Below are 19,546 nucleotides of genomic sequence, written 5' to 3'. Positions count from 1 at the left end.
TCTACTGCGACAAGATCCCCCGGTTATCGAGCCGGCCCCGACTCGGCCCCACGTCTCACCACCGCGAGACCGGCGCCCGCCCGGACCGCCGCCACGTCCCCGTCGGTGTCGGTACGCAGCACCCGCGCACCGCCCCGGGTCAGCCGGTCCAGCAGCCCGGCGTTGGGATGCCCGTAGTCGTTGTCGACCCCCACGCACACCAGCGCCACCGCCGGGCGCACCGCGGCCAGGAACTCCGGCGCCTGGTACGCCGACCCGTGGTGGGCCACCTTCAGCACGTCGGCCCGGATCTGGGCGGCCGGCGTCGTCTCCAGCATCGCCCGCTGCTCCTCCGTCTCGGCGTCCCCGGTGAGCAGGATCCGTACCCCGCCCACAGTGGCGGCCAGCACCAGCGAGTTGTTGTTCGGATCGGACCGGCTGCCCCGCAGCGGGTACGGCGGCCCGACGGCGACCAGGTCCACCGCGCCCGCCCGCCACCGCCACCCCGCCTGCACCGGAGCGACCGGCGCACCGGCCCGGCGGGCCGCATCGCGTACCTGGGCTGCGCCGTAGGGCGGCTCGGACCAGGACGGACCCACCACCGCACCCACCCGACGGCCGCGGAACACCCCGGCCACGCCGCCGACGTGGTCGACGTGGAAGTGGCTGACCACCAGCAGCGGCACCTCGCGTACGCGGAGGCGGCGCAGGCAGGCATCCACGCCGGACGGCTCCGGGCCGGCGTCGACCACCACGGCCCGGCCGGCGTCGACCGGCAGCACCACCGCGTCCCCCTGCCCCACCGCGCACGCCACCACCACCCAGCCGCGCGGCGGCCAGCCGGAGGCGAGCAGCCGGACCGGCACCGCGCCCAGCACCACCGCCACCGCGACGACAGCGATCAGCCGGCGCGCCCGGCGTCGGCGGAAGGCGAGCAGCAGCGCCACGCTCACCGCCGCCAGCAGCAGGGCGCCGGCCACCCCGCCCGCCCACGGCAGGTTCCCGGCCGGCAGGTCCGCCCCGTACGCGGCCACCGCCACCAGCCAGCGCGCCGGCCAACTCGCCAGCCAGGCCAGGAACTCCGCGCCGCCCGGCCACACCGGCGACAGCACCGCCGCCAGCACTCCGAGCACAGTGGCGGGCGCGACGGCCGGCACCGCCAGCAGGTTCGCCGGCACGGCCACCAGGCTGACCGTGGCGGACAGCCCGGCGACCACCGGGCCGCAGGCCAGCTGCGCGGCAGCCGGCACCGCCAGCGCCTCGGCCAGCCCGGCCGGTACGCCCCGCCGCCGCAGCGCATCCCGCCAGCCCGGCGCGAGCAGCAGCAGTCCCCCGGTGGCACACACCGACAACGCGAAACCCGGGTCGCCCGCGAGGTCCGGGGCGTACAGGACCAGCCCGGTGACCGCCGCGGCGAGCGCGGGCAGCGCCGATCGGGACCGCCCGGCGGCGAGCGCGGCGAGCCCGATCGCGCCCATCGCCGCGGCGCGCACCACGCTCGGCGAAGGCCGGACCAGGATGACGAACCCGACGAGCGCGAGTACGCAGAGCGTGGCGGCGGTACGCGGACCGGCGCGCGCCCAGCGGGCCAGCAGCAGTACCGCCCCGACGACGATCGCCACGTTGGAGCCAGTGAACGTGAGTTAGGGAGGTGCATATAGAACGGCCCCGGCAGGTGCTGGAACACCTGTTACCCGGGGCCTTGACGGACAACGGAGGTCCGCCCGGCCATGAGTGTAGCTGTGAAGCAGGCCCTGCTTGCGACGAAGGATCTCGGCAAGAACGAGCGTGCCGTGGCTATCGCCATCGCTGCTCACGCCAACAACGAGGGCAACGCTTGGCCGTCTGTGGCCACCCTCGCCGACTACGCCGGCTGCTCTGAGCGGACCGTACAGCGGGCGCTGGCCAAGCTGGTACAGCTCGGTCGCCTGGTCGTCACCAAGGTTGCCGGCATCGCCACCCGCGTCTACCGACTGGTCACCGGCCAGGGGGTGACGAACAACGGCCCGGGGGTGACGAATCAGCCGGAGGGGGTGACGAATCGCGCCGCCGGGGGTGACAGCCAGGGTGACACCCGAAGTGTTGAAGACCAAGGGAAGTTGAAGACGCGCGCAAGCGCGCGTGACTGGCGTCGATTCCTTCCCAAGAACAAGAACACCAACCCCGGCACCAGCGGCTACCCGTATCCGGAGCGGCGAGGTGCTGCCCTGCCGATGACCGCCGGGGGCGAGCGCTGCCACAAGCCGGGGCACGCTGGTCAGCCTGCTGGCGGGTGCATCCCCTGCCGCTCTGAGGCGCTGGCGGGTGACCGATGAACGCAACCGCCGCCTACGCGCTCGGCCTGGTCCTCATCGGCGGTCCGGTCTCGATGCTCGCCCCGCTCGCCATCGCCCGCCGACTGGTCGAGCGGCACGCGCACCGGGTTGCCGACGACATCGCCCGCCTTCCCCGCCTCGACACCGCCGCTACCCGCCGGGAGCTGATGAGCCGATGACCACCGCCACCGCTCCCAGCGCCTACCCGCGCGCCGTCGCGGATCTGCTCCCCGCCGTGCGGGACCTGGCCGACAGGCTCGGTGAGATCCCGTCGCGCAACCGGATCATGCGTGAGTTCAAGGTGGGTGCGCCCAAGGCTCAGGCCGCGCGCCTGGCTCTGATCGCCGAGCCCATCACCCTGCCCGACGAGACCGAGACCGAGCCCACCTCGGACCCGTGGGAGTACGCCGAGCCCGCCCCGGTTCCGCCGGCTACCCCGGTCGAGACCACCCCGGTTCCGCTGATCCTGCCGACTGCCAAGGTCACCGAGCCGTCGCCGCTGGTCGAGCGCAACGGACACCCGCCGGCCTCGGTCGAGCCTGCCCCGGTCAAGGCTCAGACTTCGCCGGTCCGCCGGCTGTCCGCGTGGCCGGTGGTGCTGATCGCGCTGCCCGCGTTCGTCGCCATCTGGTCCGGGTGGGTCGGGCTCGGCGGACTCACCGGGTTCGGGGTGGTGCACCCGCTGCCCGGTATCGCGGACGGGTTCAGCATCAACACCGCCATCACGCTGCCGATCGGGGTGGAGGTCTACGCCGCGTACTCGCTGCGAGCCTGGCTCTCCGGGCAGGTTCCGCCCCGGGCTCGCCGGTTCGCCAAGTGGTCCGGCATCGGGTCGCTGATCATCGGTGCGCTCGGCCAGGTGGCCTATCACCTCCTGGTCGCCGCCGGCATCACCTCCGCCCCGTGGCAGATCACCACCGCCGTTGCCTGCCTGCCCGTGGCGGTGCTCGGGATGGCCGCCGCTCTGGCTCACCTGATGCACGAGGGGAGCGACCAGTGACCGAGCTGGAGCGGGCTCTCCGCAAGCTGCGGCGCAACCACACCGTGCCGCGGGTGGCCTACCGGTACATCTCCGGTAGGCCGCTCAGCGGCAAGCCCGGCTACCCATACCGCCACCGCGGTCCGGGCCGGCTGGCCGGCTGGCAGCGTCAGGCGTACCGCCTCGGCGTGCCGGCCGCCGCCGGCCTGGCCGTGGCCTTCCCCGATCCCTCGCTGACTACGGCCAGCGGCGCGGCTCTGGCTGCGGCGTGGCGCGGCCGGCAACGGCTGGTGCGCCGCCGTTTCCACCGGGAGTACATCGCCCCGACCCTGGCCGCGCTCGCTCCGGCGATGGGCTTGCAGACCGGGGTGCGCCTGCACGTTGACCCGTCGTTGGGCAACCTCACGCCCCGGCTGGCCAAGCCGCTGAGCCCAGCGGAGAAGGCAGTACGGGCCTGGTATGGCGAGCACGTAGAGCCGGTGATCCGGTGGCTTCCTGAGCGCGCGCAGCGGGCAGCGTGGGCGGTGCAGCGCAAGGCGCAGCCGGTCACGTCCCGGCTGGAGGTGTTCCGCCGGCCGGTCGATGGCGACCAGGGCCCGCGTATCGAGCTGGAGGCGGACACGCCGTACCTAACCAAGGAGCAACGGCAGCTCGTCTCGTCCATCGTCGGCAGCAAGATCCCTGTTGCCGACCTGGTCGAGACCTGGCACCAGGTGGGCCCGCGCGTGCGTGCCGTCTGGACCGTACGTAAGCGTCCACCGGCTCGCGTCGGCGTCGACCAGGTCGCCGCCCACCTGCCCCGGCTGGCGGAGTGGGAGTTCTACATCGGGCAGGGCGCAGGCGACCGGCCCGTCACGCTCTCGCTGCGCGACGACTCCCCGCACATCGCCGTGTCTGCCGGCACGGGCGCGGGCAAGAGCGTGCTCGCCGAGCTGGTCGCCGTGCAGGTACTCAACCGAGGCGGCCGGGTGGTCATCCTCGACCGCAAGGGCTCGCACCGCTGGGCCCTCGGCCTGGCCGGCGTCGACTACTGCACCAAGCCGGCACAGATGCATGACGCCCTGGTGCGCCTAGCCGCGCTCGCCGACGAGCGCAACACCCTGGCCATGCACGAGGCCGAAGACTGGAACCCAGGCCCCCGGGTGCTGGTCATCTGCGAAGAGTTGAACGCCACCATCGGGCAACTCGTCAACTTCTGGGCCGAAGCGCGCGGCAAGGGAGACCCGAAGCGCTCCCCCGCCGTGTCGGCTCTGGCTGACCTGCTCTTCATGGGTCGGTCCGCCAAGGTCAACGTGCTGGCCATCGCCCAGATGCTCACCGCCCGCGCCATCGGCGGACCCGAGGCACGGGAGAACTTCGGCATCCGCTGCCTCGCCCGCTACACCGCCAACAACTGGAAGATGCTCGTCCCCGAAGCGGCCATGCCGCGCGCCTCCCGCACCCTCGGCCGGTGGCAGATCGTCATCGGCGGACAAGCCACCGAGACACAGGTTGCCTACCTGACCGCGAGCGAGGCTCGGGAGCTTGCGTGTCCCCGGTCCCCGGAGACATCGCAGGTCAAGGGCCTATCAAGCCCTGCCGGGGACTTCCTGACGCTGCGCCAAGCGGTAGAGGCCGGAGTGCTGCCCTGGTCCTACGAAGCAGCCAAGAAGCGGCTACAGCGGCGCGTGGGCGAGGTGCCCGAGGCGCGTGGCAAGGACGGAAACGCCGACTTATTCGCGAGGCGGGACCTGGAGACCTGGTCCGGTAGCTCAAGCTGAAGGTCTTGGCCCGATAATCCCCGACACCCTGACGGAGACTATCGGGACCCGGGTACTCTGCGGATCGTTGGACGTTCAACGCTACTGAACAACTCGTCAGTAACGTTGGATGGAGGAAGACCCCCGCCCCTGGTTTCGCGGCCCGCGAGGCGGAGGACCTTCCCGCTCGATGTGGGCCTAGCTGACGGTCGTCAGTTGGGCCCGCATCCGTTTCCGGTCAAGGCAATCGCTAGACCGGCGGCGTAGGTGAGCACCTTGAGTGTCAGTGCTACCCACTCCCCGACGTCCCGCCACCGGTTGGTGTTGGGCTGCCGGCACTTCCTTGGGCCTGAGGGCCCCTTGCGGCGCTTCGTCACTCGCCATCCTTCCGAGACTCAGAGGCCGGGGTCCGTCCCCCGCGCGCGCCAGGGCGGGCTTGCCGGCCTTAATCTCGGAGACCAGTTCGGTTCGTGTCTTGCGCCGAAGACACCATAGCGACCGGTCCGGGTGACCTGCGTGTCGCACTACATCTTCGTACGTGCGTACTAAGTGGAGCCTTGGCAGCTAGACAGGGCGCTGACCAGGGAAAACGGTGGAGCAGTGCCGGCGGATTGGCTAAGCGCAGGTATATGGCGACGTACCGAGCTCGGAGTCGGAGAACTTGTTGTGTACGGCTGTCGTCCCCAGATGAACTTGCCCAGCAGCAGGTCACAGGCGTAGATGGCGTCCTTCAGCGACACTGGAGGCATCTCTGGCGATGAAGTTGAGCATCAACAGGTTGTCGACGTCGAAGGCGTTGTTCGGGTTGAGGTGTGCCGTGGCACAACAGGTCCAGGCTGAAGCCGACGCAGCGCCCCCCGGGTCACGGGTGCGGATGTAGTCGGTGAACCTCGTCTGCGCCTAGGTCACTAGGACCCGGCCGGCGCACCAGGGCTGATCGCTTCGCCTTCTGCTTGGGGCCCTTGGTGTTCGCGATTAGGTGCACATGTCGGCGTTACGACTCGCCGCCTCACTCGCACAGACCGCTCGACGTGGACCCTCATGCCACACTGCATAGCCGGTGATGATTGGGGGATCGCGTGACCGTGCCCACCGAGCCCGAGCAGGCTGCGACGGACCACCGTCTGGCTGCTGAGCCGATGAGACTGTGGGAACGGATTGCCGCGCTTACAACAGGTATCACCCTCGCCGGGGTTGGCTGCGTTGCCGTCTTCAAGACGACTAATCAGGCTGGCACAACGGCGCTTCTTCTTGCCGCGGGTGTGTTCTTGCTGATCGGTATTCAAGGCACGTCGCTGGTACGGGTGAGCGGCGGATCAAACGCGGCAGAGTTTGAACGGCGGCTCCGGCAAGAGCGGTTTGTCGAGACCGCCGCACAAGAGGCAGGCAATAATCCCGATTGGGTGAGTGGGATGATGAGGGGTGCAAGCATCCTAGCCCCCGACATCGCACCAGCACTTACACTGGCGGTTGCTTGGAACAATATGGTCCGAGACGTGCTGATCCACGCGGTGCCAGATTGTGCGATCCAGACTCGCCCGTTACCTGCTGCTGCGGGACCGATCAGCCTTGTGGTTCGTGCACCTGAAGGCGATATCCCGGTCATGCTGAAGCAGGCCGGCCAGAGTATCGAGTTCGAAGACATACGCACCCTAAGTGACTATGTGACGGCGACGTCACCCCCGGCGATTGGGGGATTAGCCCTTAGTAGCGTCGAGCCGACAGCGCTTGTGAAGTTCATCCTCGCCACACAAGAGATATCGCTTCCGATCGAGGCCGTAGCGTGGGCCGGCCCGCATGACACTGCTCGACTGGTTGAGGCTATCAACGGGATACGCGAGATCGCGCGAGCGCCAGAGCAAGATCAAGGAACAACGGACAGGTGATCATCACTAACAGGAGCGGTCAGCTATCCTCGCTGAGCCAGTGATCGGGCGGCACCGCTCAAACGGCTGATGGAGACGGTGCGATGAGCGCATCGAGAGGAATCGCCGCGAGGAGCGCACGGCAGCCGAGGAAGCAGCTACGGAGGCGTGGGTTCAGCGCCAACTGGCGGAGGCCCCTCCGTTGACCTGGGAGCGGCCGGTGGAGGCCAACGCCATCCGGCATCACGGCAAGGCATCGCTCTAGAGAGACGCAACCCCTGCCCACCCCCATGAGCAGATGGCCGAGGCTCGACTTCCACCAGGTCGACAGGCGATTCTGGCCGAGGGGTCGGCATATGAGCAGGGCGTCGGGTTGATAGCCTGCGCGCTTGGCAGACAACCATCGATACCAGGGCGGGCACTGTGACCACCGCGGAGAAGATCACGTTAGGCGTGTCCATCGCTACGGCCTTGGGAGTCGGCGCGCTGCTAAAGTCTCTGTTCGATCACTTCCTGTCTCGCCCTGAGAAGAAGGCGACAATCGCCGAGAAGGAAGTCACGATTGCCGACAAGTCCGTTCAGATTGCTAACGCCATGATGAGTCGGATGGACGCTGAACTTAGTCGTGTTCAGGCGGCGCTAGCCAAGGCTGAAGGGGAGATCGAAGAGCTGCGCAGCAAGCTCGACGCGGCCGCCAGTAAGGAGGCTGAGGCGGTGAACCTGCCCCGAGCACTGGATAGCGCGCGGGCCACATCAGCAGAACTATCGCTGGCGCGAGATGCCCTGGATGACATCCAGATCGAAGTCAAAACCTACAACTCCTATAACAAATTTTCTGATGCACTGATCGCTGGAGGCGCGGCCGAAGCACTGAGGCAGTTCGGCGAGCGTGCGCAGGCAATATTGGCGCATGAATTCATCACGCCGCAGCGCGACGATCTGAAGAAGTCAGCCGTGCACATACAAGACACCTTCTCGCAGATGCCGGACAGTAGTGAGATCAGACGTGATACACCCGATGATCCTGAGGGATCAGCCGGAACGCCGGCACGCCGCAGGTGACTAGGGGGTGGGGGTATGACCCTTGTGGCTGATCCCTCCCACCGCCCAGTGATAGCAGCGGCCATCTTGCCACGGTGCAGCAGTGATCAGGACGCCTATCGACCCTCCATCCCTGGCGCTACCGGGATGCATCCCCGGAATATGCGGTGCCACGGTTTCAAGGTCGATAGGCGCACTTCGATCAGCTCATCGTCGGTTCGTCGTCCGGGGTGGTAGCCATCCAGAGCACGTGATGGAACAGGGAGAGCCGGTCACCGAAGATCCGGACGTGCGCCCGGTCGAATCGGGCGTGGCAGCTTCGGCACATCGGCGAGTAGTGGGCGGGGTTCGGGCTGAAGGGCCTGCCCTGCTCTCTGCCGTCGCCATCGCGGAGTACGTCAGGATCGGCGTGGGAGTACGCCCACTGCTCGGCCTGCTTCCCGCACCGGCAGCGGTGGGCGGTGGCGCTGCCCTTGACCTTGTTGACCAGCTTGTGTGCTGAGTCGTAGTCGGTCGGCTGCTCTTGCCGGCCTCTGGGATCGGGGTGCCGGCTGCGGTCGGCGCAGTTGACGACCAGGCCGCGAGCGAGGTTCTGAAGCCCTGCCCGCTTGTCGTTGCCGCAGTCGCATCGGCAGAGAACGTACTGAGTGCCGTTGACCGAATCCTGGCGCTCGATGAGCACCAGGTCGCCGAAGCGGTGCCCCGGCTTGTACTTCTGCTGCGTCGGCCGGCTGCTCTGCCGTGGCCTCGGGGTGTAGGTGCGCGCGTGCTTGGCCTTGGCCTTGCACCTGTCTCCGCAGTAGGGGGATGCCGGCCCGCGCCTGCCCTGCGGCTTGGGTGGCAGCGCCCCGCCGCAGTGCCGGCACGCTCCCGCCGGCCCGGCCGCCAGCCGCCGCAGCCGCGCTGCCGCAGAGGCGCACCGCTTGGTGCAGTAGCGGGCTCCCGACCGCTTACCGGTCATCGCGCCGCCGCAGTGCTCGCACGCCCGCCGGTCGGCGGTGGCCGTCTCGGCCCGGCGTTCTGCTCGATCGTGCCGGCGTCGGCAGCCTTCATCGCAGTAGGCGCGCTTGCCGCTGCGTTCCTCGGGTAGCGGCGTGGCGCACTGGATGCACTCGCCGTTGAGTGCCCGCTGTTGCTCGATGGTCATGCTCACGGAGGTTGATCTCCCTACAGAGATAGGGCGCTCTCCGTAGCCCGCTGAGAGCCACGGAGAGCGCCTGTCGTTGATCAGGGATGGATGGGAACGGGGGTGGCGCCTACGGCTTCTCGCGCCGCTTCAGTCGCTTGTGGCTGACGCGGCACGCCTCCCGGCAGTAGAGGGAAGCTCGGCCACTGTTGACCGGGACGGCGCTGCCGCAGCCGGCGCACGGCTCGGCCTGATGTAGCTCCTGGCCCACCGTCAACCGGGTGTGGCCGTTGCGCCTCCACCGGGCATAGTGCGTGGCGCACAGACCACGCGCCCAGTGCGGCCGGGGGCAGTGCAGCAGCCGGCAGACGCGCCCATGGTTCCGAGGTCGAGTCTTCATGTGTGGGTGCTCTCGGCGAGCGGGCAGGGCACTCCGCGGAGCGCCCTACCCAACGCCACCGTCAGGCCGCAGCCTTGCTGATCATGATCGCTTCCGCCGTGATGGCGAGCGCCTGGCGGTCACCGAAGATGGTCGCCTTCTGGTCGACCACCTTGACCGACTCCACCCGACCGAGGCCGGGCGAGAAGATGCCATCGGCGTCCGCGACGCCGGCTGCCACGAACTGGGACAGCTCGGGGATGTCGACGTGCCGGTCGATGCCGTGCACGATGAACTGCACCCGGACCTTGCGCCGTACCGTGTCGCCGTCGCGGGTCTGCGATACCACCTCGCCGGAGGCTCGGCGATACATGATGGTGTGGATGTTCGCCAACCGGTCGGTACGCGGGTCGACGACGTACTCCTTGCTTCGCGTCGCAGCAAGCCCGCCGAGCTGCTGCGCCAGTCCGATCCCGGTGGCACTCGACTGCTCCTCGATAACCGGCATCAGCGGCTCAAGGTTCTTGAGGAAGACCGACAGCACGAAGTGGTCCGGACCGGTGGTGACACTGTCTCGCACCTCAGCGTGCCCGGCGTGGTGCACCAGCTTGTAGATGCCAGCCACGCAGGCTTCCTTGATCGTGTCCAGACCATCGGCGGGCACAGTCACCAACAGGTGCACCGTGCCGGTCATCCGGCCGGTGGCGGTGTCGTAGTCCACTCCCTCGGTCTGGTACAGGTACGCCGCCGGAGCGGTCAGCTTCTCCGGCCGCTGCGACACCACCTCGACCGGCACGCCGAACATGCCGAAGTTGAAGCGGTTGACCTCGATGACCGACCGCAGGTACTCGGCGAGCACCGGGTTGGTCTGACCCTCGAACAGCTTGACGGCACGCTCCGCCGCCGGGATGCGCTTACGCGCCATGCCGAGCAGGTGCGCGGTGCGCTTGATCTCCGCCTCAGCGGTGGCCAGGTCGAGCCCAGTCACCGAGGCGTCGCCACTGTCGAGCCGGGCGAACAGCTCGGCGGCAGAGTGCTCGGCCTGCTCGTGCTCGGCCTCCCGCTCGGCGACCAGGGCGCGGGCCTGAGCCAGAGCCTCAACGGGCGTGGGGATGGTGTTCTTCTTGGCAGTAGCCACGGGTGATGAACCTTCTTCCGTGCAGGGTGAACAGGCGGCCGGTTGGCCGCACATGATGGGTTGGAGTTCCTGATACGGCCTGGCGGCGATCAGGAGTCAAGGGCGGAAGCGGTCGCCCTCTACGGGCGCGCGTCTCGCCAGGCGATCCGATGAACGGTGGTGACCTCGTCGAGCGCCGCTCGGGCCTCAGCGACCAGAGCAGTTGCTCGCATCAGCTCGTTGACCGCTTCGACGAGTAGGTCAGGTTCGGCATCCGCCGCCCGCAGTCGTGCGACATCGGCAGCGGCAGAAGCCTTCAGGTCGAAGGCCAAGGCGTAGCGCTGTTCGGCGATACACCGAGCCACGCGAGCGCCGGCACGGGTAAGGGTCTCCACTGGTGATGCTCCTCAGGGCATGAGAAGGGTGCCGGCCTCCGGCCGGCTATCGCTGGTTCGTCAAGAGAGAGGTGATGGCTCGGCCTTCGGCCGGATTCGCCAGATCGTTGAAGGAGGGCCCTCGTTGGCTCTCAGCCGCCGCTGCTGGTGCCGCTCCGAAGTGCCGCCCCTCGTGAGATAGATCAAGAGGAGGTGGCACCGTTGCAGGTCAGCGAGCCGCGTTGTTCCCTGGCCTCATACAAGTGACGGTGAGATGTAGGGCTACGTCGTACTAACTGGCCTAGTTCTGCCTGTCGTCGTCATACAGCGGGGCGACGTACCCGCCGACGACGACGATCAAGGCCGACCTTGTGCCAGTGGCAGTCTCGACCGGTGCCGCCTCTGCGGACACCAACCGGAAGAAGCACGCACCGGACACCCGAGCCAGGCAGGACCATGCCGAACGCCTCAGCCTGCTGAAGCGCGGAGTACAAGGTCTGCCGGCTGGCAGGGGTTAGGACGCGGTCATGGTCGACGTCGCCCAGGACGTGCAACATCTCCCCCGGCTCGAACTCGGCATGCCCGATGTCGTTCACCCTCGCGTACGCCGCGAAGACGAGGCGCACATAGAGGGGCCTGACCGCCACGTTCGCGGCCAGTTCTTCGCACATGTCGATGCTGAGCATGAGGAACTGTTCGCCGTCACCCCAGAGCTTGCGGGACATCAGCCTTCACCGGCTGGGTTGCCAGGTAGAGGTAACGCCTTCATGCCGCTGCAAGCAGCCGGCGCAGTCGTGCACGCACCTCCGGCGAGAACGGAGGCGCTTGGGCAACGATCCTGTCGATGTACTCCCGCCACGCTTCCGGGCAAGCGTTCTTGGTTTCGCTGGAGATGGTGACCATCCCCCTTCGGTGACACGAGCCCGCCGGTCGGGCTCCTCATCGCGTCCTTCCTGCCGTCGTTCGCCGCCGACCTACCGCCAGGTAGCAGCCGCCGCGTTCAGCGGCGCGAGGAGAGATTAGGCAACTCAGTCCCAGTCTGTCAAGTCCAGACTGTCAGACCTGGACTTGACCATATCTACGGCGACTGAAACGATGGGACCATGACTGACAAGCACGCGATCGAGCGCAGCCGCACCGAGGCAGGTTGGAGCGTGACGGCTCGCTGGCTCCTCGACGAAGGCCAGCCGATCTCCCAGGGGCCGAGCGAGGTGCTTCTACGGCTGACCGAGGACGCCGACATGAGGACGCGAGTGCGCGGGATGACGTCGGGCATCATGCGCCGGATCGAGCGGCACATCCTTGAGATGCAGCAGGAAGTACGCGGCGAGCAGCAACCGCCCCGCCTGTCCGGCATCAGCGCACGCGCCCTTGAAGGCACGCTGAAGAGCATGCCGGCCTCCCCCCGTGAAGACCCTGGTGCCTACTACGCAGGGCTGCTCGCCACCTTCAAGAGGTTGGAGGACGCAGGGATCGGCGAACCCATCAACTGGCTCGCCGAGAGGTTGAAGTTGCCCAAGAACACGGTTCGGACCCAACTCGCAACCGCGCGCCGCAGGCAGCAGGGCTAACGGGGCGCTGACTACAGCGCGCCTTCACCCCACGTCTTGCTACTGCCTCGCCATCGGGAGTTGTCCAACCTGCGGGGGTCGAGCGTCCGTGCGCCCTTGTACGTCTTCCCCACCCGAAGGTCGAGCAGGAGCGTCACCACCTCGCGTTGCTGACCAATCGTCAGCCGTTCCCATCTCTGCTCAACGCCGGGGCCTACCAGATCCCGCAGCAAGGGCGGCACATCGACGTGTTCCGCCCGACGCTCGGCATCCTCGATCTCAGCGAGCAACGTCCGTTCGATCGAGGCGAGACCGGCAGGGCTGATCTCATCGCGTGCAGCCGCCTCGTACCACTCTTCAAGCCTCGCTCTCTTGCGCTTGGCCTCGTCCTCTGCCCGCTGGCGGCTGCCTGCCTCACGCTCAGGGTTGAGCAGGTCGAGCGCATCCGGCCGTGCCAAGCGGGCCATGAGTACAGCCACCACGAACTGCTCAAGCACGGTGGTCTTCACCGAGACGCAGAACTGCGCGGCGCACACATAGCCGTAGTGCGTCCGGTTCTTCTGCACCCGCAGCCGAGAACCGCATACGTCGCAGAGTGCGGGCCCTGAGAGCAGATGGCGCACGGCGGTATCCCGCTGCGTCTTCCGCCGCGGATCGGTCAGGATCGACCGGCACACGGCATACGTCTCCGCATCGAGCAGGGGTGGCCAGTCGGCGTCACCCACGATCTTGCCGAGGTGGACCCGCTTGCCGATGTACCCAGGGTTCTGCAACATCCGGCCGATCTGACTGAGCTGCCACCCCTTCTCGCCGGTCCTCGGCGTAGGGATACCTCGACGGTTGAAGTCCAGTGCGATCGACCGGCAAGGCTCCCCGCTGGCCACCCGCCGAGCAGCCTCCCGGATCACCTCGGCCTGCTCCTCATGGATGACCTGAGCGATGAAGTTACCCCGGTCGTCATAGGTCCGCCGGTAGCCGTAGAGCAGCTTGCCGTGCGGCTTCCCGCTGGCAGCCTTGGCGCGCACAGATCGCAAGATTCGCTCTCGCGTCTTCTCACTCTCGTACGCCGAATCAACGCCGTCCTCTGCGAGGGTGCGCCAGTCCCGAGGATTCTCAAGGTCGTACGTCCGCCGATGGGTAACGACATGGATGCGGACTTGATGGCGACGGCACAGGTTGAGCAAGCCAGCCCAACCCTCAAGCTCCCGCCCACCACGCGACGACTCCCACAGGATCAGCACATCGACGTGCTCAGCGGCGAGGTAGTCGAGCAACTTGACGTACTCTTCCCGCTGCTTGCGGGCGTAGCGGCTGGCCGAACGGTCGTTGTCAACGAAGACCCGAGCAACCGTCCATGACTGGTCGTCTGCGTCTTGCCGGCACTCCTGCTCTTGCTCGCCGACCGACCTGCGCCGCTTCTTGTCGTCGTCGCTCACCCGCGCGTAGATGACGGCGATAACTGCGGCCCGCAGACCCGGTCTCGTCTCCCCCATGACGTGGTACCGTAGCACTACCCCTAGCGAACGTTCGCACCGGACACCGCGTTGAGGTGCGTCATCCCGGTGGCCCGGAAGTCCTCCTCCACCTCCGGAAGCAGCCGGCTGGTGTCACCCACCACGAGCCCCGGCAGCAGCCCGCCCGGCGCGTCGGGCAGCGGCTCGCAGGCCCGTTGCAGCCCCGCGCGCAGCACGCCTGCCGCCCGTTGCGGCCACGACGCGTCGCCGCGCAGCGTGGGCGGGTCGGCGGTGGAGAGCACGGCGGCGGTGAGGTCGCCGCCACGCGGGGCGGACAGCCGTCCCCGGCTGGTGACCCGCTGCCCGGGCAGCAATGGACGCCAGGCCGGATCGGTGGCGAGCACAAGCGCGCGGACGGGACCGGTGACGCGAGCGCCGTCGGGTCCGGTGAGCCGGATCAGATCCACGCGGACCAGCAGCATCGGTGGACGGCCGGGCGCACCGCGTACCGGACGGGGGTCGTCGCGGAGCACCAGCTCGGCGGTGACCGGGGCACGATCGGTGACGAGCGCGCGGACCGGGGCGGCGTCGCGGACCGCGACCCGGGCGCCGGTGGCGGCCGCGCCGCAGAGCACGCCGAGCAGTACGGCGACCGCGATCCAGCCGTAGCGGCGGACCGTTGCACCCGGCCGGCCCAGCACGCCGCACAGGTGCAGGCCCGCGAGCAGGGCGAGCGCGGCGGCGACGACGGCCATCCACACCGTCACCCGGACCGTGAGGTGCAGCCCGGCCAGCGCGGCGAGCCAGGCCGCAACCGCCAACCCGGCCAGCCGCAGATCGGGCACGTCGCGGTCGGCCGCGGCACCATCGAGGGGGCGTCGGCGGTTCACACCGTCACCAGTTCCTTGAGCTGCTCGTACCGGGCGTCGCCGATGCCGTCGACCTGGCGCAGATCGGACACGGACCGGAACCCGCCGTTGCGGTCCCGGTGGTCGAGGATCCGCTGGGCGAGGACCGGCCCGACGCCCGGCAGCGCGTCGAGCTGGGCCAGCGTCGCGGTGTTGAGGTTGACCGGGCCGGCGGGCGCCGCCGAGCCGCCCGGCGCACCGCCGCCCGCTGTGGCGGGTCCGGCCTGCCCCGGCGGGGCGGTGACGCCGACCAGGATCAGCTCCCCGTCGGTGACCTTGCGAGCCGGGTTGAGCAGCGCAACGTCGACACCGGGCAGCGCGCCACCGGCCGCCTCGATCGCGTCGGCCACCCGCGCGCCGGCCGGGAGGCGGACGAGGCCGGGACGCCGGACCTTGCCGGCCAGCGCGACGACCACCTGACCGGGTGAGCCGGCCGGCGCGGGCACCCCGGGAACGGCTTCGGTCGCCGCGCTCACCGGTGCCTCGGCGGACGCCGCTACCGGCTGGACGGGCTCGGCGCTGGGACGTGAGCGCCACGCCCAGACGGCGGCCACCACGACCACCACTGCCGCCACGGCCGCGAGCGCCCGCACACCCCGCCGGCCGGGGTCGAACGCCCCTGGGCCGGGCAGCCGGGACACCAGACCGCGCACGGACGCCGATGGACGGTCCATCTCGGCGTCCGTCGCAACGGACGCGGGATCGCCGAATGGCTGCTCCCACACGCCGTCAGGCTCCGGGAGAGCTGGTCGCAGCCCGTAGCCCGGCTCGCCCGCACCTGTCACACGCCCGGAACCCGAACCGGGCCGATCCTCCGAGCCCAGCCCACCGCCGGATCCCGAACCAGGCCGAGCCCTGGATTCCAGACCGGCCCCACCAGGCCCGCGCGCAGAGCCGGACCGATCCTCGGAGTCCGGCCCGAACGCACCAGGGCCGCGCCCAGGGGCGGAATCCAGCCCGGTCCCACCTGGCCCAGGTTCGAGACCCGGCTCGAAGGACCGCCAGGGCTCGGGCGGAGACAGCGCCTCCGGCATCATCGCGCCGATGGGCCGGCGCGGACGGCCGACAAGAGCCGGCGGGGCGGCACCTGCCGCATCAGCGCCGCCGAACAGCCGGGCGAGCCGCCGCCGTACCGTCGTCTCGTCGTCGTCTGGCACGGCTCGGGACGCTACGGCGACGGCTCGTCAACCGTCGGCCGGTGAACTCTCACCTGTGGACGACGGGAGCACTGTGGACAACAACCCGATCAAACCCTGACTGTGCTAGGGCAGCCGGGAGGCGAAGCTCAGCGCGCCTCCGGGTCCAGGCCCAGCGCGGCCCGTCCCCCGTCCACCGGCACCGTCGCACCGTTGACGAACGAGGCGCGTTCGGAGAGCAGGAACGCGACCACCTCGGCCACCTCGTCGGTACGCCCGATCCGGCCGAGCGGGTGCAGCCGGGCCATCTCCGCGTCGACGTGCGCCACCCCGGCCGGGTCGAGTCCGGCCAGGTAGGCGGCGTGCCGTTCGGTGTGGATCGAGCCGAGCGCGACGGCGTTGGCGCGGATGCCGCGCGGACCGTAGTCGACGGCGAGCGCCCGGGTCAGCCCCTCCAACGCGGCCTTCGCGGTGGCGTACGGCAGCGCACCGGGCACCGCCCGGCGGGCCTGGTGGGAGGAGACGTTGACGATCGCGCCGCCGGACCCGGCGGCCAGGAACCGGCGTACGGCGGTGCCGGCTCCCGCGACGGCGGGGCGCAGGTTGAGCGCGATCAGGTCGACGACCTCGCTCGCGGGCGCGCGGTGCAGGTCGGCGTCGCGGAAGACGGCGGCGTTGTTGACCCAGCCGGCCAGCGGCGCGTACGCCTCGGCGCGGTCGGCGGCCCGGCCGGTGACCGCCTCGTCGCCGGCGTCGCCGGTCACGGCGTGCAGCCGGTCGGCCAGCGGATGCCGGGCCAGCCAGTCCAGCGCGCCGGTGTCCCGCTCGACCACGACCACTGTGCCCCCGTCGGCGGCCAGCCGTTCGACGATGGCCCGTCCGACGCCGCGCCCGCCGCCGGTGACGACGTACGACAGTGGGCTCATCCGGCCACCCTAGGACGTGCGGCGGTGCACCACCACGCATGCCAGCCCGGGTCCGGCGTGCGCGGCGACCACCGCTCCGGCCTCGGTGACGTACGTGTCGTGCAGGCGGTCGCCCAGCCGCTCGGTCAGCGCCGCCAGCAGTTGCTCGGCCCGTTGCGGCGCGGCGAGGTGGTGCACGGCCAGGTCCACCTCGGCGTCGTCCGCTGCCTCGACTGCCAGGTCGATCAGGCGTGCCACGCCCCGGCTGGCGGTACGGACCTTGTCCTTCACCACGATCGCGCCGTCCGGCATGTGCATGATCGGCTTGACCGAGAGGGCGGTGCCGAGCAGCGCCTCGGCCGCGTTGATCCGGCCGCCCCGGCGCAGGAACTCCAGCGTGTCGACGTAGAAGTAGATGGTGGTACGGGCGACCGCGTCCAGCGCCGCGTCGCGTACCCCGGTCAGGTCTGCTCCCTGCGCGGCGGCCGCGGCGGCGGCGAGCGCCGGGAAGCCGAGGCCCATGCCGGTGGATCGGCTGTCGACCACTGTGACCCGGTCGTCGCCGACCTCGGCGGCGGCCAGCCGGGCGGCCTCGACGGTGCCGGACAGTTCGGCGGACAGGTGCACCGACACGACCCCGTCGGCGCCCTCGGCGAGCAGCGCGCGGTAGACCTGCGCGAACTGTTCCGGCGCGGGCCGGGACGTGCTCACCGAGACCCGCCGGCCGCTCAGCGCGCGGGTGGCGTCGGCCGGGGAGGTCTCGACGCCCTCCAGCCCTTCCGCGCCGTTGAGGACGACTGTGAGCGGGACGACTGTGAGTCCGCGTGCGCGGACCAGGTCGGGCGGCAGGTAGGCGGTGGAGTCGGTGACGACCGCGACGGGCATGACCGGCACGCTAGCCGATGGCGCTGTGACGTGCCGGGGCCGGAGGTGTCAGACCGCGTCGGTGAGCGCCGGCTGGGTGATCAGGCCGACGTTGTGCGCGCGCAGGTGCCAGCCCCGGACGTCGTCGTGGCGCAGTTCGGTCCAGTGGCAGTTGGCCAGCGAGCCGAGGCTGCGCAGCACCGTGTGGTCCCAGCCGAGCAGGTGGCCGACGCCCTGCCGGGCGCCACCGCCGTGGGTGGTCACCACGACGGTGCCACCGACGGCCAGGTCGGCCGCGTCCTGGAACCCGGCGCCGAGCCGGGCGCCCAGGTCGCCCAGGGGCTCGATGCCGGCGCCGGGGTCGGGGTCACCGGCTCGCCAGCGGGCGTACTCGTCGGGGTAGCGCTCGGCCACCTCGGTGAGGGTGAGGCCCTGCCAGGTGCCGAAGTGCCGTTCGCGCAGCCGGGCGTCGGAGCGTACCGGCAGCCCGGTCAGCGCCGCGAGCGCGGCGGCGGTGTCGGCGGCCCGGCGCAGGTCGCTGGCGACGATCGCGTCCGGGCGCAGCGCGGCCAGCACCGGCGCGGCGGCGCGGGCCTGCTCCCGGCCGAGGTCGTTGAGCGGCACGTCGGTCTGGCCCTGGACCCGGCTCGCGGCGTTCCAGTCGGTGTTGCCGTGCCGCCAGACGATCAGGCGGGTCATTCGGCGGTGGCGGTGCCGGCGGCCGAGTCGGCCAGGTCGCGATCGGTGAACGGGATCTGCGGGCAGTCCTTCCAGAGCCGGTCGAGCGCGTAGAACTCGCGCTCCTCGGTGTGCTGGACGTGGACCACGATGTCGACGTAGTCGAGCAGCACCCAGCGGCCGCCCCGCTCGCCCTCGCGGCGCACCGGCTTGGCCTTCTCCGGCAGCTCCAGCAGGCGCTCCTCGATGGCGTCGACGATGGCGAGCACCTGACGCTCGTTCGGAGCGGCGGCCAGCAGGAACGCGTCGGTGATCGCGAGCTGGTCGCCCACGTCGATGATGACGATGTCCTGTGCCTTCTTGTCGGCCGCGGCCTGGGCGGCGGCCATCGCCAGCTCGTGCGCGCGTTCGGAAACTGTCACCGTTCTCCTTCGATCAACCGTGCGACCCTCCAAGCCTCTCACACCCGGCGGTGTGCCGACTTGTCAGTTCTGGTCGATTTCAGGCATGAACCGGGACGTACGGGGGCGAATCACCGCTGGTAGAGGCGCCGTTTCGCGATGTACTGCACCACACCGTCGGGCACCAGGTACCACACCGGCTCCCCGCGGGCGACGCGCGCGCGGCAGTCGGTCGAGGAGATGGCCATCGCGGGCACCTGCACCAGGCTCACCGAGTCGGCCGGCAGGTGCTTGTCGGTGAGTTCGAAACCGGGCCGGGTCACGCCGATGAAGTGGGCCAGTTCGAGCGCCTCGTCCAGGTCCTTCCAGGAGAGGATGCGCTCCAGGGCGTCCGCGCCGGTGATGAAGAACAGCTGCGCCTTCGGGCCGTACTCGGCGCGCAGGTCGCGCAGCGTGTCGACGGTGTAGGTGGGACCGCCCCGGTCGATGTCGACCCGGCTCACCTGGAAACGCGGGTTGGAGGCGGTGGCGATCACCGTCATGAGGTAGCGGTCCTCGGCCGGGGTGACCGCTTCCTCCGCCTTCTGCCATGGTTGCCCGGTCGGCACGAACACGACCTCGTCCAGACCGAACCGGTCGGCCACCTCGCTCGCCGCCACCAGGTGCCCGTGGTGGATCGGGTCGAACGTGCCGCCCATGATGCCGACCCGCCGGATGTCTTCCTCCACCCAGCGAT

Annotated in this window: 18 protein-coding genes and 2 pseudogenes; 7 read left to right on the top strand and 13 right to left on the bottom strand. The window is 69.8% G+C overall.

Annotated features, from left to right (window positions below; genetic code table 11):
- Positions 1-23: 23 nt before the first annotated feature.
- Positions 24-1,638, bottom strand: a pseudogene (locus EAD96_RS05225) (ComEC/Rec2 family competence protein); the annotation flags it as partial.
- Positions 1,639-1,721: 83 nt separating this feature from the next.
- Here EAD96_RS05225 and EAD96_RS05220 point away from each other — a divergent pair.
- The 6 genes from EAD96_RS05220 to EAD96_RS05200 all read left to right on the top strand — a co-directional run bounded on the left by EAD96_RS05220 (position 1,722) and on the right by EAD96_RS05200 (position 7,939).
- Positions 1,722-2,294, top strand: a complete 573-nt coding sequence (locus EAD96_RS05220) for a helix-turn-helix domain-containing protein (RefSeq protein ID WP_158614779.1) — start codon at positions 1,722-1,724, stop codon at positions 2,292-2,294.
- Positions 2,291-2,473 (top strand): hypothetical protein, encoded by a 183-nt coding sequence (locus EAD96_RS05215; RefSeq protein ID WP_121683471.1) that lies wholly within the window; start codon positions 2,291-2,293, stop codon positions 2,471-2,473. Before EAD96_RS05220 ends, EAD96_RS05215 begins: the two co-directional genes overlap by 4 nt.
- On the top strand, positions 2,470-3,294 hold the full coding sequence (locus EAD96_RS05210; protein WP_121683470.1) for an ABC transporter permease: 825 nt from the start codon (positions 2,470-2,472) through the stop codon (positions 3,292-3,294). Before EAD96_RS05215 ends, EAD96_RS05210 begins: the two co-directional genes overlap by 4 nt.
- Positions 3,291-5,033 (top strand): type IV secretory system conjugative DNA transfer family protein, encoded by a 1,743-nt coding sequence (locus EAD96_RS05205; RefSeq protein WP_121683469.1) that lies wholly within the window; start codon positions 3,291-3,293, stop codon positions 5,031-5,033. The genes EAD96_RS05210 and EAD96_RS05205 overlap by 4 nt, the downstream gene beginning before the upstream one ends.
- A 1,058-nt stretch (positions 5,034-6,091) precedes the next feature.
- Positions 6,092-6,898 (top strand): hypothetical protein, encoded by an 807-nt coding sequence (locus EAD96_RS30800; protein WP_147457843.1) that lies wholly within the window; start codon positions 6,092-6,094, stop codon positions 6,896-6,898.
- Between the two features lie 402 nt (positions 6,899-7,300).
- Positions 7,301-7,939 (top strand): hypothetical protein, encoded by a 639-nt coding sequence (locus EAD96_RS05200; RefSeq protein WP_121683468.1) that lies wholly within the window; start codon positions 7,301-7,303, stop codon positions 7,937-7,939.
- A gap of 181 nt (positions 7,940-8,120) precedes the next feature.
- Here EAD96_RS05200 and EAD96_RS30795 read toward each other — a convergent pair whose 3' ends face one another.
- The 4 genes from EAD96_RS30795 to EAD96_RS05180 all read right to left on the bottom strand — a co-directional run bounded on the left by EAD96_RS30795 (position 8,121) and on the right by EAD96_RS05180 (position 11,639).
- A complete protein-coding gene (locus tag EAD96_RS30795) occupies positions 8,121-9,071 on the bottom strand; it encodes a hypothetical protein (RefSeq protein WP_147457842.1) in 951 nt (316 codons plus the stop codon).
- A 434-nt stretch (positions 9,072-9,505) separates the two neighbouring features.
- The gene (locus EAD96_RS05190; protein WP_121683466.1) at positions 9,506-10,561 is read right to left on the bottom strand and encodes a hypothetical protein; all 1,056 of its coding nucleotides are present in this window, start codon (positions 10,559-10,561) and stop codon (positions 9,506-9,508) included.
- Positions 10,562-10,680: 119 nt separating this feature from the next.
- Entirely contained in the window at positions 10,681-10,935 is a 255-nt protein-coding gene (locus tag EAD96_RS05185; RefSeq protein WP_121683465.1) for a hypothetical protein, read from the bottom strand.
- A 299-nt stretch (positions 10,936-11,234) separates the two neighbouring features.
- Positions 11,235-11,639, bottom strand: a complete 405-nt coding sequence (locus tag EAD96_RS05180; protein WP_121683464.1) for a hypothetical protein — start codon at positions 11,637-11,639, stop codon at positions 11,235-11,237.
- Between the two features lie 378 nt (positions 11,640-12,017).
- On the opposite strand from EAD96_RS05180, the gene EAD96_RS05175 reads away from it, so the two are divergent.
- On the top strand, positions 12,018-12,485 hold the full coding sequence (locus EAD96_RS05175) for a hypothetical protein (protein WP_121683463.1): 468 nt from the start codon (positions 12,018-12,020) through the stop codon (positions 12,483-12,485).
- A gap of 11 nt (positions 12,486-12,496) precedes the next feature.
- Here the strand turns inward: EAD96_RS05175 and EAD96_RS05170 are convergent, their stop codons facing one another.
- The 8 genes and pseudogenes from EAD96_RS05170 to nadD form a co-directional block, all read right to left on the bottom strand.
- On the bottom strand, positions 12,497-13,957 hold the full coding sequence (locus EAD96_RS05170) for a recombinase family protein (protein ID WP_147457841.1): 1,461 nt from the start codon (positions 13,955-13,957) through the stop codon (positions 12,497-12,499).
- 29 nt (positions 13,958-13,986) lie between these two features.
- Positions 13,987-14,808 (bottom strand): annotated as a pseudogene (locus EAD96_RS05165) (ComEC/Rec2 family competence protein); the annotation flags it as partial.
- Positions 14,805-15,500: a ComEA family DNA-binding protein gene (locus EAD96_RS05160; RefSeq protein WP_233585460.1), complete on the bottom strand. Its 696-nt coding sequence runs from the start codon at positions 15,498-15,500 to the stop codon at positions 14,805-14,807. The gene EAD96_RS05160 and the pseudogene EAD96_RS05165, both read right to left, overlap by 4 nt.
- 611 nt (positions 15,501-16,111) lie before the next feature.
- Entirely contained in the window at positions 16,112-16,888 is a 777-nt protein-coding gene (locus EAD96_RS05155) for an SDR family NAD(P)-dependent oxidoreductase (RefSeq protein WP_120568496.1), read from the bottom strand.
- A 9-nt stretch (positions 16,889-16,897) separates the two neighbouring features.
- Complete coding sequence (locus EAD96_RS05150) at positions 16,898-17,752, bottom strand: DegV family protein (RefSeq protein ID WP_121683481.1); 855 nt, start codon at positions 17,750-17,752, stop codon at positions 16,898-16,900.
- Between the two features lie 48 nt (positions 17,753-17,800).
- Positions 17,801-18,430 carry a histidine phosphatase family protein gene (locus EAD96_RS05145; RefSeq protein ID WP_121683461.1) on the bottom strand — a complete coding sequence of 210 codons (630 nt, stop codon included), beginning with the start codon at positions 18,428-18,430 and terminating at the stop codon, positions 17,801-17,803.
- Positions 18,427-18,831 carry a ribosome silencing factor gene (gene rsfS / locus EAD96_RS05140; protein ID WP_013287996.1) on the bottom strand — a complete coding sequence of 135 codons (405 nt, stop codon included), beginning with the start codon at positions 18,829-18,831 and terminating at the stop codon, positions 18,427-18,429. Before rsfS ends, EAD96_RS05145 begins: the two co-directional genes overlap by 4 nt.
- Positions 18,832-18,941: 110 nt before the next feature.
- Positions 18,942-19,538 (bottom strand): nicotinate-nucleotide adenylyltransferase, encoded by a 597-nt coding sequence (gene nadD / locus EAD96_RS05135; RefSeq protein WP_121683480.1) that lies wholly within the window; start codon positions 19,536-19,538, stop codon positions 18,942-18,944.
- Between the last annotated feature and the right edge of the window lie 8 nt (positions 19,539-19,546).

The sequence above is a fragment of the Micromonospora sp. BL1 genome, from assembly GCF_003667485.1.
Lineage (GTDB): Bacteria > Actinomycetota > Actinomycetes > Mycobacteriales > Micromonosporaceae > Micromonospora > Micromonospora tulbaghiae.
The sequence above is the reverse complement of the archived record's forward strand: the minus strand, read 5'-3'. Positions and strand labels throughout refer to the sequence as shown.

Excerpts from the sequence above, each read along its gene's own strand:
- EAD96_RS05215 (WP_121683471.1), top strand. The coding sequence starts at position 2,291 with ATGAACGCAACCGCCGCCTACGCGCTCGGCCTGGTCCTCATCGGCGGT.
- EAD96_RS05210 (WP_121683470.1), top strand. The coding sequence starts at position 2,470 with ATGACCACCGCCACCGCTCCCAGCGCCTACCCGCGCGCCGTCGCGGAT.
- EAD96_RS05180 (WP_121683464.1), bottom strand. The coding sequence starts at position 11,639 with ATGTCCCGCAAGCTCTGGGGTGACGGCGAACAGTTCCTCATGCTCAGC.
- EAD96_RS05175 (WP_121683463.1), top strand. The coding sequence starts at position 12,018 with ATGACTGACAAGCACGCGATCGAGCGCAGCCGCACCGAGGCAGGTTGG.
- EAD96_RS05170 (WP_147457841.1), bottom strand. The coding sequence starts at position 13,957 with ATGGGGGAGACGAGACCGGGTCTGCGGGCCGCAGTTATCGCCGTCATC.
- EAD96_RS05160 (WP_233585460.1), bottom strand. The coding sequence starts at position 15,500 with ATGGACCGTCCATCGGCGTCCGTGCGCGGTCTGGTGTCCCGGCTGCCC.
- EAD96_RS05155 (WP_120568496.1), bottom strand. The coding sequence starts at position 16,888 with ATGAGCCCACTGTCGTACGTCGTCACCGGCGGCGGGCGCGGCGTCGGA.
- EAD96_RS05150 (WP_121683481.1), bottom strand. The coding sequence starts at position 17,752 with ATGCCCGTCGCGGTCGTCACCGACTCCACCGCCTACCTGCCGCCCGAC.
- EAD96_RS05145 (WP_121683461.1), bottom strand. The coding sequence starts at position 18,430 with ATGACCCGCCTGATCGTCTGGCGGCACGGCAACACCGACTGGAACGCC.